The 11,965-nt window shown below is 45.4% G+C and carries 10 protein-coding genes and 1 tRNA gene; all 11 read right to left on the bottom strand.

The genetic code is table 11. The annotated features are described in order from the left end of the window. Positions 1–30: 30 nt before the first annotated feature. Positions 31–594: a hypothetical protein gene (locus ACE1CD_RS03670; protein WP_374790724.1), complete on the bottom strand. Its 564-nt coding sequence runs from the start codon at positions 592–594 to the stop codon at positions 31–33. 147 nt (positions 595–741) lie between these two features. Continuing rightward, positions 742–2,244, bottom strand: coding sequence for a glutamate--tRNA ligase (gene gltX / locus ACE1CD_RS03665; RefSeq protein WP_374821695.1), 1,503 nt, complete (start codon positions 2,242–2,244; stop codon positions 742–744). Between the two features lie 105 nt (positions 2,245–2,349). Then, a tRNA-Asp gene (locus ACE1CD_RS03660) sits at positions 2,350–2,423 on the bottom strand. A 165-nt stretch (positions 2,424–2,588) separates the two neighbouring features. Beyond that, on the bottom strand, positions 2,589–3,896 hold the full coding sequence (locus tag ACE1CD_RS03655) for a glycoside hydrolase family 5 protein (protein WP_374821692.1): 1,308 nt from the start codon (positions 3,894–3,896) through the stop codon (positions 2,589–2,591). A 370-nt stretch (positions 3,897–4,266) separates the two neighbouring features. Then, a complete protein-coding gene (locus tag ACE1CD_RS03650; RefSeq protein ID WP_374821689.1) occupies positions 4,267–4,947 on the bottom strand; it encodes a TVP38/TMEM64 family protein in 681 nt (226 codons plus the stop codon). Positions 4,948–4,958: 11 nt separating this feature from the next. Continuing rightward, complete coding sequence (gene arsS / locus ACE1CD_RS03645; RefSeq protein WP_374790985.1) at positions 4,959–5,972, bottom strand: arsenosugar biosynthesis radical SAM (seleno)protein ArsS; 1,014 nt, start codon at positions 5,970–5,972, stop codon at positions 4,959–4,961. Between the two features lie 109 nt (positions 5,973–6,081). Further along, positions 6,082–6,477, bottom strand: coding sequence for an arsenate reductase, glutathione/glutaredoxin type (gene arsC / locus ACE1CD_RS03640; protein WP_374790716.1), 396 nt, complete (start codon positions 6,475–6,477; stop codon positions 6,082–6,084). Between the two features lie 188 nt (positions 6,478–6,665). After that, on the bottom strand, positions 6,666–7,820 hold the full coding sequence (gene arsB / locus ACE1CD_RS03635; RefSeq protein WP_374821686.1) for an ACR3 family arsenite efflux transporter: 1,155 nt from the start codon (positions 7,818–7,820) through the stop codon (positions 6,666–6,668). 267 nt (positions 7,821–8,087) lie between these two features. Further along, the gene (locus tag ACE1CD_RS03630) at positions 8,088–8,408 is read right to left on the bottom strand and encodes a helix-turn-helix transcriptional regulator (protein ID WP_190466340.1); all 321 of its coding nucleotides are present in this window, start codon (positions 8,406–8,408) and stop codon (positions 8,088–8,090) included. A 49-nt stretch (positions 8,409–8,457) separates the two neighbouring features. After that, positions 8,458–9,435: an arsenosugar biosynthesis arsenite methyltransferase ArsM gene (gene arsM, locus ACE1CD_RS03625; RefSeq protein WP_374821683.1), complete on the bottom strand. Its 978-nt coding sequence runs from the start codon at positions 9,433–9,435 to the stop codon at positions 8,458–8,460. 72 nt (positions 9,436–9,507) lie between these two features. After that, positions 9,508–11,931: a PAS domain S-box protein gene (locus tag ACE1CD_RS03620; RefSeq protein ID WP_374821681.1), complete on the bottom strand. Its 2,424-nt coding sequence runs from the start codon at positions 11,929–11,931 to the stop codon at positions 9,508–9,510. Positions 11,932–11,965: the final 34 nt, after the last annotated feature.

Raw genomic sequence — 11,965 nt, 5'->3', positions numbered from 1 at the left:
TAAATCTGCTACTTTGACAAATAGTTAAATTTATTGAATTTGGGTGATGCGAATAAGGTATGGAGTAAACTTGTCTTTTTGATAAGAGCCTATCCAAATGCTATAAGTCCCAGCTAGCCACTGACCGGCAATGCCAGCATTTTTCTTGTCGTTGTCATCATTACACCAAGTTCCGCCTGGGCCTTTAATTATTAGGGTGGTGTCTTCTGGACTATCAACCTGAAGGCGCAAATAATTAAAGCCAGAAGCGAGAACTAATGTATGGCTGGGATTGCTACCCACAAAACCCACACAAGGGCCATTTGTTGTTTCCTGAACACCAGCAATGTCGGCAGCACGTTGAGAACCACCGCTAATACCTCTAATAATAGTGGGATCGGGTTTAAACCCAGGCCCAATAGAAACATTCTCGAACATTGGCATAGCTGGCGCTGGCTGAGCCAAAGTTTTTTGAGCAAGTAAAAAGAAAAAAGTAATAAGTGAAAAGTAGAATATAAACGCCTGTTTGTTTTTTTGTTTTATTTCTTGCATTCGCTCTTTTAGCATAAACTCTGCCTCTATATCTAGCACCTTATTTGGCGCTACAATTGTCATAGATTAAAGGAAAAACAGTACAGCTATATAAGTTTATATTGAAACAGACGCTGAGATTATCAACAAAGTTCCCCATTCAAACAAATACATTAAAAATTAAAAATTAAAAATGAATAATTTGCCATTTTTAATTTTTAATTTTTAATTTTACACCGCTGATTGTAAGCGAATCCGATCGATTCCCCGCTGATGCAGCAGCAACCAAGATTGTATCAAGTCTGGGCCATGCACGTCGCCGGTGAGAGCAGCTCGGAGACTTCGCATTACTAATCCTTTTTTCAGGTTAAGTTCTTTGGTGACTTGTTTGATAATTTCTTGCGTGCCTGCTTCTGTTAGCGGTTGATGGCGATCGAGCGCATCAAGTATGGCTTTGAGTGCGGTTTTGGCGGCTTCCTGCTGTAACTGAGTTTTTCCTTCTTCCGTAAATTCTACATTGGCGGTGAAGAAATATCGGGTCATTTCGATCGCATCCGGTGCAGCTGCCAAATCCGGGCCGATCGCAGTCATAATTTCTTGTAGCCAAGCGCGATCGCTTACGGGTAAGCGCACTAAGCTAGGCCCGATCAAAGCGGTAATTTGCTCTAACCAAGCGCGATCGCTCACTGGATCGAATTGATAGCCAGCTGCTTGCCAGTAGGGAATCAGCACATCAGTTAGCTGCGGTACTGGTATCGCGTGCAGGTACTGAGTATTAATCCAATCCAGCTTCGCCCAGTCAAACTTTGCCCCCGCCTTATTGACGCGATCGAAACTAAACAGCTCGGCGGCTTCAGCCAAGGTAAAAATTTCCTTTGTCGAGTCTGGCGGCGACCAACCCAGCAAAGTCATGTAATTCACCATCGCTTCAGGTGTATAACCCAACTTCTTAAAGTCGAAGATAGAAGTCACACCCTTACGTTTAGACAGCTTTTCTCCCTTCTTGTTCAAAATCAAAGGAGTGTGGGCAAACTGCGGCACTGCTGCGCCAAAAGCTTCGTAAAGCAAAATTTGTTTGGCGGTGTTGGCGATATGGTCTTCACCCCGGATGACATGAGTAATTTTCATATCAATGTCATCCAACACCACTGCCAAATTGTACAGCGGCTGACCGAAGGGTTCCGTTTCCGAAGCACGGGCAATTACGATATCGCCACCCAGATCGCTGCTTTTCCAGGCGATCTTACCCCGTACCATATCGTGCCAAGAAATCTCGCGATCGTCATCGATTTTGAAGCGAATCACCGGACGTCGCCCTTCGGCTTCAAAAGCTGCCTGCTGCTCTGGCGTCAGATTGCGATGTCGTTTATCGTAGCGGGGAGCCTCCTTTCTCGCTATCTGAGCTGCTCGCATTTCTTCCAGTTCCGCTTCGCTGGTGTAGCAACGATAGGCTAAACCTTTCTCCAGTAGCGTTTGAATCGCTTGCTTATACAGGTCGAAACGCTGGGTTTGGAAAAATGGCCCTTCATCCCAGTTCAGTCCCAGCCAAGTCAGACCGTCAAGAATGTTTTGGGTGTACTCCGGACGAGAGCGTTCTAAATCCGTGTCTTCAATTCGCAAGATAAACTGCCCGCCTTGATGACGGGCAAACAGCCAATTAAATACAGCCGTTCTGGCCGTACCGATGTGTAGATTTCCCGTAGGACTGGGTGCTATCCGAACTCTAACTGTCACAGTTACTTGTCACTTGTTACTTGTTACTTGTCGATCGCTATAGCCGATGCTAGAATTCTAGTCTTTTCACTGGTGAATTCAGCATTCACAACTCAGCACTTTCTACGGGACTGACGGGGCTCGAACCCGCAACTTCCGCCGTGACAGGGCGGTGCTCTAACCGATTGAACTACAGTCCCTTTTTGGGCACGTTTTCCATTGTGCAGTTCTTTCCCTTTTTTGTCAAATCGTGTTTACAAAACTTTACAATTATTTCTTTGAGGGAGTTAAGTAGGTTGGGTTGAGTCAAGCGAAACCCAACAAATGCGTTGGGTTTCGTGCCTCAACCCAACCTACGAATCTAGCTAGCCGCTATGGGCAACGCGCTTTACTCGCATAAAGAGCAACGTTAGGAGGACAAAACCAGCGATCGCCCTTGGTTCTGGAATTCTTCGAGGCGGATCGTCATCCTCATCATCGTCAACATCCTCAACATACAAACCGAGAGCGGCCACAACATTCTCGTTAGGAATACGTACACCTTCCTCATTCTTCTCCGTCAAACCGAAACCCCCTGCGTATTCCCACATAGCCCATCCAATATCGTACTTTTCCAGGGCAACGCGGGTGTCGTGAATCCAAGCAATGCGATCGTCCTCAGCCACAGAAGAACGGTAAACGCCAAACTCATTCGCGGTTATCCGCACGTTGTTTTTTTGGGCCCAAGCAGCAGCTTCTCCAATCCGCGCTTCTATTTTGGCGGCATCCCACTTGGCATCGCAATAAGATTGCGCCCATTTCCTGGCAGTTACGTCAATTATCGTGGGGATAAGCGCCGCGCAGTCCTCTTGATTGTAGGGATAAGGCAGATCGTGGAGATATAAAAATGCTTCATCCATCCAATCTGCACCCTGATGCGTGAAAACCATCGGCTCATAAAAGTGAAAGTTATAAACTACATTTGGATCTTCAACAGGAGTCAGCGCCTTGAGACCGTCAATACCGTCCCAATCGAATCCCTTCGCAATCAAAGTATGATTCGGTGCGCCTTCGCGCATAGCAGCTAGCAGCTTTCCCTGCACTTCATTCCAACGCTCTACAGGATTAATACTGGGATTGTTACTGAGAAAGTAACCGAAGGCAGGTTCGTTGAGCGTTTCTAGGAAAACCTGTTCTGGATTGCGAGTACTGAGATGTCCTGCCAAAGTTTTCCAGAACTGACTAACAGAGTTCACAAAAACATCATCGTTAGCCAAAAGCTGCTTAAATTTATCTTCTGGACTAAGGTCTATTATTACTGACAAGTCCTGTGCCAATATCTTGTCAAGGGCGCTGTCCAAATAACTTAAATACTTAGTATTGAGTACTCCTGGATTGTTTTCATTGAATAGAAAAGCGGAGTCGATCGGCAAGCGAACGTGTTCAAAACCCAAGCTCTTAATGGTTTCCAGATCGCTGTCGGTGATGCGATCGAAGTTAAAGCTAGAGGTTTGGGAAAACCAACCTGTGAGATTAATACCCCGCGTTAACTCATCGAAGCGCGTATCGACGATGTTACTAATGCTTTGGTCGCCCTGCAAACTTTCTGAGCCTGAAATAGCTTCATTGGCATAGGCGATCCCTGGCATCATACAACAGATAATTGTGATGCTAAACAATTTGATAATTTTCATTTTTTAGTACCAGGCAGATGCAAATATTCCTGAAGTCTACTTAGTTTGTTAATCCTGCGATGATGTGCAGTTCGCGGTTCGCAGTAATGAACCATCAACTGCGAACCGAAACAAAAAGCTCAGTTTTTCATCGCGCAAAGGTTATGTAAAATTACAGATTCATTGCTCAGTATTCTTCAGGAATTCCAAAGCAATATGGCATAATTATTAGCGAAAATCTAGTATATTTACGTACTTTACGAAAAATTCATACTTGTTTCACTGTAAATTTACATACTTTATTTAAATCTTCTGTAATTTTTAGGTTAAGCTTCAGTATTTTTGCTGTGTAGGATTGACTTAGCCCCTTTTTCTTTGACTTTTGGCCTTTTTAGCCCTTTTTCGCCTTCCACCACTTCAGAACGATCGGCAAAGCAGACAGCACAGCTAACATTGCCAAAGCACCGAAAAGCTGCCAAGGGGGACGACCTGTAGCTGCTTGTAATCCACCTTGGCCCAACCAAGCATAAGCAAAGGTTCCGGGTACAATCCCAATAGCTGTGGCCAGGATGTAGACTGGTAGGGAAATTGGCGTCAAACCTAACAAATAGTTAACCGCATTGAATGGAAAAATAGGGGCGAGGCGGATCGATAGGGCAAACCAAAATTCATTTTCCTCAATACCCTGACTGAGTTCGCGCAAGCGATCGCCCTTTTCAAACTGCTGCTTTACCCACTCACCGGCAATAAACCGGGCCACCAAAAAAGCACCCGTTGCCCCCAAAGTCGCCCCGATCGCCGTCCATAAACCACCCCAAATCGCCCCAAATAGCGCCCCAGATGAGAGTGTTAAAATCGTACCCGGTATAGCAAATAATGTCGCAAAAAAGTAAATAACAATATACCCCAGCGGTGCAAAAACTCCCGCCTGCTGCTTGAGGGCTTGTAGATTTTCTGGCATCAACCAAGAACCTACTGGTGTATATTTGAGGAGGAGAAAGTCAGCCACGATAAACACGACTATCCCCACAACCAGTTTTATCCACGAGTGGTTTTTTTGCTCATTTGTCATCGGTCATCTCATTAGTTCAAATTTTCAAGTAAAGCGCCACCGCAACTGGAACCGCACCCTGCCGTACAACCATAACAATAAGGCGCTGTTTGCACTTCGTCAATTAAATCTAAACTGCCCGCAGCTAGTAAATCAGCAACGGTTAAAGGTTCGCCATCCCGCGTTTTAGCTGCTATATTTTCCATCTGGTTAAAGTCGCAATCATAAACATTCCCCAAATAATCGATCGAAAGCTCATCTCTGCACATCAGGTGTGCAACTGTGCTGGGATTAAAATTCGATTGCAAAAATTGCAGATAGGGAGCGTAGAGTTTTTGGCGTTGTATATGCAGTTTTGTCCGTCCGATCGGCAGATTAGTAATGGTCAACAAGTTATTAAAATAAATTTGAAATTGCTCTAACAAAAACTTTTTGTAATCTTGTTCAAGCTTAATCTGATTTGGAGTTAGAGAAAAATTTTCTGTCCTGGGTACTTGCGGATTGTATACCAAGTCAAGCATTAAATTATCTTTTTTAGCGTAGCCAAGCTTGTTAAGCAATTGGAGAGCGCGAATTGAGGCATCGTAAACACCGTTTCCCCGCATTTTATCCACATTATCTTGCAGGTAGCACGGTAAGGAAGCAACTATTCTCAGTTGGTGTTTGGCACAATATTCAGGAATATCTTGAAAACCTTCTTCAAAATAAATTGTCAGGTTCGATCGCACAATTACTTGTTTGCCTGCGTGACGTGCTGCTTCTGCTAGTGGCTTAAAGCCGTAGAGCATTTCCGGTGCGCCGCCAGTCAGGTCAACTATCTTAATTTGGGGGAATTTATAGATAAGTTCAATTAGTCGATCGCAAATTTCTGGAGAAAGTTCTTCAGTGCGTTTTGGCCCAGCTTCCACATGGCAATGCGTACAAGCAAGGTTGCAGCGTTTACCCAGATTTATTTGCAAAACACTAATGTTCTTTTTAGTTAAAGGTTCGCCAAGTTTTTTCCTAAATGGGGTAACTTCTGTGGTAGTCGATCGTGCCTGTACCATTTTGCTTTGGCATAAGTAGGGTGCGTTAACAATAGTGTAACGCACCGCTAAGATTGCTTGGCATACTCTAGCTGTAGGGGTAATTCATGAATTACTCCTACAGCCAAAGCTAGTTGACAAATTCAACCAACTTTGCTACTCTTTCCTTGACTTCATCGCGAACTCTACGAAAAACTTCGATCGCTTGTCCGTCGGGATCGTCTAGTTGCCAATCTTCAAAAACTTCGCGCATTACCCAATCTTCTGGTAAGTTCACTCCGCAGCCGCACAGAGATATGACGATATCGTAGTCTTGGGGTTGAAAATCGCTCAAAGGCTTTGATGTTTGAGAGGTGATATCGATACCAATTTCATCCATCACTTTAACGGCGACTTGATTAACGTGACTTGCTTCCAGTCCTGAACTGGTAACAGATATTTTACCTTGTCCTAACCTGCGAGCAAATCCTTCTGCCATTTGGGAACGGCAAGAGTTTTTCTTGCAAACGAACATGACTCGTTTCATAGCTTTTTAAGCAGGGTAAACTATATTGTGTCCGGTTGCATCGGTTGTATCGGTTGTATATGAGCGATACAAAAGATTATCTGTGGGAATCAAGCGTTAAATTTTTACCGCAGATGTAAGCAGATAAACGCAGATGGACGCGGATAAGAAAGCGATTTTTTATACAACTGATGCTACCGGAGTTGAGATTATTCAAAATAACCGACACAGCGGGGGTCTCGCAATGACGCCTTTTCGGGAGTGCGGGGGAACCAAAATGCGGTTTTTTTGCAAAGTTCTACCAGCATAAGCATTACCGGAACTTCAATTAAAACGCCTACTACTGTGGCGAGTGCTGCGCCGGAATTTAAACCGAAAAGCATGACAGCGGTGGCGATCGCCACTTCAAAATGATTGCTAGCACCTATCAGCGCAGCGGGTGCAGCATCCTCATAAGGAAGTTTCATTTTCAAAGCTGCTACGTAACTAATTAGGAAAATAAAGTTGGTTTGGATAAACAGCGGTACTGCAATTAGCAGAATGTGCAGGGGATTGTTAACAATTAGTTCTCCCTTGAAGGCAAACAGAAGGATCAATGTCAGTAAAAGCGCTGCGATCGCAATTGGACTGAGATACTTCAAAAAGCGTCGTTCAAACCACTCTCTTCCCTTATTTTTGAGAATCCAGTAACGGCTGAACATTCCAGCAGCTAAAGGCAAACCCACATATATTAACACTGATAGCACAATTGTTTGCCAAGGCACTACCAGATCGTTTGCTGCTAGCAACCACCTACCCAATGGTGCGTACAGAAACAGCATTGTCAGAGAATTTACTGCTACCATTACTAGAGTATGTCCCTGATTGCCGTAGGAAAGATATCCCCACATCAGCACCATCGCTGTACAAGGAGCAATTCCTAATAAAATTGTCCCGGCGATGTAGGAGTTAGTTAATGCGACTTCAGCGCCGCGAATCAGTTCGTTTCCTGGGATTAAAGGGCGAAACAGCCATCCCAAGAAAAACTGTGCAAAAGCTACCATTGTAAATGGCTTAATTAACCAGTTTACTATTAAAGTAAGGATGACTGGTTTGGGCGATCGCATCGCATTTGCTGCTTGGGTAAAGTCAATTTTTACCATGATGGGATACATCATGAAAAACAAACAAATGGCAATCGGAATGGACACTTGATAAACGCTCATTGCATCAAGTGCTACCGCTACACCTGGGAATAACCTACCCAGTGCTATTCCTGCCAAAATGCACAAAAATACCCAGACAGTCAGATATTTTTCAAAAAAACTGAGATTGCTTCCAGCATGAACTGGAAGTCTACTCGATCGAGACTTATTTGTATTCATTATCATTACCTGAATTTGGGATCGGCTATGAGAGCCGATCCCATACAATACTGGTCGGTGTTTTTCCCCCAGATCGAACAGTTTAGGGGTACAAATCTATCATTTCAAAAAAAATTGATTTGTCAAGTATGTTTTACGAGAAATAAACAAATAATCTTGTTAAGAAAGTTGATGAATTATACTCAATCCCCGTAACTACCCCTTTTTCTGCCTCATTGTCCCTTCTCCCGCTCCCCCGCTCCCCCGCTCCCCCACTCCCCCACTCCCCTATTTGCACGGGCGGGCGGGCAGCATGGTACTGAAGCGACGGAACTCTGCCAGGTACTGTTCTAGGACGACAAACTGAGATAGGTTGAGGCTGTAGTAAATCCAGCGTCCTTCCTGACGGGCGAACACCAAGCCCGCTTCTTTCAGGGTTTTCAGGTGAAAGGAGAGTTTAGATTGAGTGACGTTTAATCGATCGCAGAGTTCGCAGACGCACAGCTCTTGAGAACGCAGCAGATCCAGGATCTGAAGCCGCAGGGGGTCAGATAGGGCATGAAAGCCAGCAACGATAGTATCCGGTGCGATCGCAGGTAGGTTTAGCATCAAATTTTCTTGAAACGTCTCTTCAGCTATCCTACCTGAATCATTGAGTTCAGCAGCAACCGCCACCCGTGTAGTGCCAAGTGGAATCCGTAATTAAAATGTCATTTGGCACGATCGAGGCGAACTTACGCGCAGTTTTATCGCACACAGCTGCTGGGACGCCGCGCTGGAGGATATGTCCGGCGGAATCATCAAAAAACTCTTCCGCACCCGCGTAAATTGCCGTTTTGCCGGTAAAAATGCAAGGGCCATCTTCTGGAATTATCACTTTGAAGGAAACAGAATCAAGACTTTCCAAGAGCAACGGTGTTTCCAAATTGTAGTTTTGACAGTCCAGAAGTCGGTAAGGACGACGGGCGCGGATTTCGACTTGACCGAAGCCAGCACTGACGAGTTGCTGGATATACTGCTCGTAGGTTAAAGCACCAGATAGGCACATTGCCCGTAAGCGATCGTCTTGTTGCAGGTGCGGCGGAATCGGACGAGTAGCAATAGGGTCGCTCATCAGCAGGCGTCCCCCCGGTTTGAGAACTCGGTAGGCTTCTTGCAGGGCTTTGGCTAAGTCGCTTGGTGCAAAGATATTAAACAGACAATTTTGAGCGACTACATCCACAGAAGCGTCTGGCACCGGCAGGGCAAAAGCATCGCCTTCCCGAATTTCCACATAACTGGGGTCAAACCAGTCATTTTTGACGGCTGCGATCGCTAAATTGCGGTTAGCTGCTTCGCGCATAGCGGCGACCGGATCGACAGCAATTACACCTGCGGGACGGCGGGAAAAGTAAGCAAATTGCAACGCTTCCAAGCCCCCACCTACGCCTACATACAGGACAGTGGGCTCGCCTGCCAATTCAGTGGGATGTACGGTAGTGCCGCAACCGTAGTTCATGTCGCGCATCTGACAGGGAACTTTCAGTCCTGGCAGTTGTAGGGGACTGCTTTGCACGCAACACAGACCTACTTGTGGCGTCTGTGCTACTTCCGAGTAAAATTCTGCGGCAGTTTCGAGATAACTCATTTTTGCCATTTGTAATTAGTCATTAGCTATTAGTCATTAGTTATTAGCTATTTGTGATTTGTCAATAATCCTTATTCTTTTTTAACTTTCCTGTCGAATCGGAATCTCAATGATAAATTCTGTCCCTTTACCTTGTTCGCTCAAGCAGCGCAACTGCCCACGGTGTTTTTCCACGACAATTTGGTAGCTAATCGACAAACCCAAGCCAGTACCTACACCGACAGGTTTGGTGGTGAAGAACGGATCGAATAGCTGCGATCGCACTGACTCGCTCATACCTGGGCCGTTATCGATGATGCGGATCGCTATGCAGTTGCTGTCCAACACTTCGGTGCGAATGCAAATAGTAGCTAATGGGTGAGATTTTTCCTTACTACCCTCTTCCAGAGCGTCAATAGCATTCGTAATAATATTCATAAATACTTGATTGAGTTGGCCGGGATAGCAGTTAATTTTAGGCAATTTACCGTATTCTTTAACGATCTGGACGCCTGGACTATCCGATCTGGCTTTGATGCGATTGTGCAAAATCATTAAAGTACTATCGATACCTTCGTGAAGATCGACTTCCTTCATTTGGCTTTCATCAAGCCGCGAGAAATTTCGCAGCGACATGACAATTTCGCGAATGCGATCGGCCCCCACTTTCATAGAAGACAATAGTTTCGGTAAATCTTCCATCAAGAATTCTAAGTCGATCGATTCCGCTTCTGCTTCGATTTCAGGTATGGGATTGGTGTAATGCTCTTGATAAAGTTCCACTAAACCCAAGAGGTCTTTAGCATATTCGCTGGCATGGCAGAGATTGCCGTAAATAAAGTTAACCGGGTTGTTAATTTCGTGAGCAACACCAGCCAGCAACTGACCCAAAGAAGACATTTTTTCGCTCTGAATCAGTAGTGATTGAGCTTGTTTAAGTTCTTCTAAAGCTTGTTGAAGTTGCGAAGCTCTTTCCCTCTCTCTCGCTTCCGAATTTCGCAAAGCTTCCTCAGCTTGTTTGCGTTCGGTAATGTCGCGGGCAACACAATATATTAACCCTTCTGCCACCACGGGAACGCAACTCCATGCCAGCCACTTGTAAGATCCATCTTTGCAGCGAAAGCGATTCTCGAAGTAGGGAGTAGTGACACCGCTCTTGAGCTTTTCTACTTCCGCAACTGTAGCAGCTCGATCTTCAGGATGAACAAAATCGAAAAACGGTAGATTGAGGAAATGGGAGAGAGTATGGCCGAAGGTGCTTTCCCAAGCGGGATTGAGCCGTTTAAAATAGCCGTCCACAGTGGCGACGGCAAGCATATCGAAAGAAAGATGAAAAATGCGGTTTAGTTCGGCTTGTACTTGCTTGCGATCGCTGATATCTTCAACTACTGCGATCGCATACTTGGCTGTGCCGTTGGAAGAACGTCGCAAGGAAACTGTTAAATTAATCCAAACAGACGATCGATCTTTGCGAAGGTAACGCTTTTCTATGGAATAGTTCTGAATTTCACCTAACAATAACTGACGCAGATATTCCATGTGAAGATTTACGTCGTCCGGATGGCTAATTTCCTGAAAAGTGCTACTCAGCAACTCTTCGCGGGTGTAACCTACGATATCGCAAAATTTTTGATTAACTCTTAACCACCGACCCTCTAATCCAATATGAGCTATGCCCACTGCTGCTTGCTCAAAGGTGGCGCGGAATCGTTGCTCGCTTTCTCGCAATTCCTGTTCGATTCGTTCGCGATCGCGTATTTCCCGGCGTAGCTTTTCCAAAGCTACAGCCATACCTGTGCTACTTGCTTCATCGCTGCCCAATAGTTTCTCAATTTCTTCTTCTATGCAACGATGGGAAGGTAGCACGAGGAATTCATCGAATTCATCTCCTCTGGCGATAAAGGCAGTTTGCTCAGTCCAGCAGTTTTTCCCGAACAGTTTAGTGCAGTATCCTGCTAGTTTGCCGGCTAACATAGCGCTACCCCAACAGACGCCCAGAGCTTTTTGATACCTCCCTTCCCAAGATTTTTTCACTCGGAAGCTACATTCTTGCTTTTCCCAATCTAGCGATACCATCTGCCAATTTCCCCAACCAGCGACGAAAGCGACTTTGCTGAGTTCTTGGAAGCCTTCCGCAAAGTTGGCAGATTGGGAAATCACTTGCCAATCAGCTTCTACGCTTTTGCGTCCCTCCCTTTGCAGGATGAGTGCAAAACGCTCTGTTCCTATCATTGCCTGCACGCCAGCCATCAAGCTAGCTAATGTGGTATCGATCCACATCATCGCTACGGGTAAGTTTCCCAGGAGACATTGCTCCTGGGGAAGCCATTCTATATCGAGTCCGCAGATGCGGATTTTGGCGCTGTCTGTCGGTGGGAATTGGGATTCTAGTTCCACAACGCGATCGGACAGTGCCACCGCTTCCGATGTACGATCGGCTACATTGGCTTTGAGATCGTCAATCTCTTGGCGCAGAAGTGCCAACTCATCAATCAGTTGTTCTTTTGTTTTTTCACAATCTCTCACAAGGCGCTTCTCCCCGATCTTCCTCATTCAAACT

It is taken from the genome of Aerosakkonema sp. BLCC-F183 (assembly GCF_041929145.1).
Lineage (GTDB): Bacteria > Cyanobacteriota > Cyanobacteriia > Cyanobacteriales > Aerosakkonemataceae > Aerosakkonema.
Note: the sequence above shows the minus strand (reverse complement) of the source record. Positions and strands in the feature narration are given on the sequence as shown.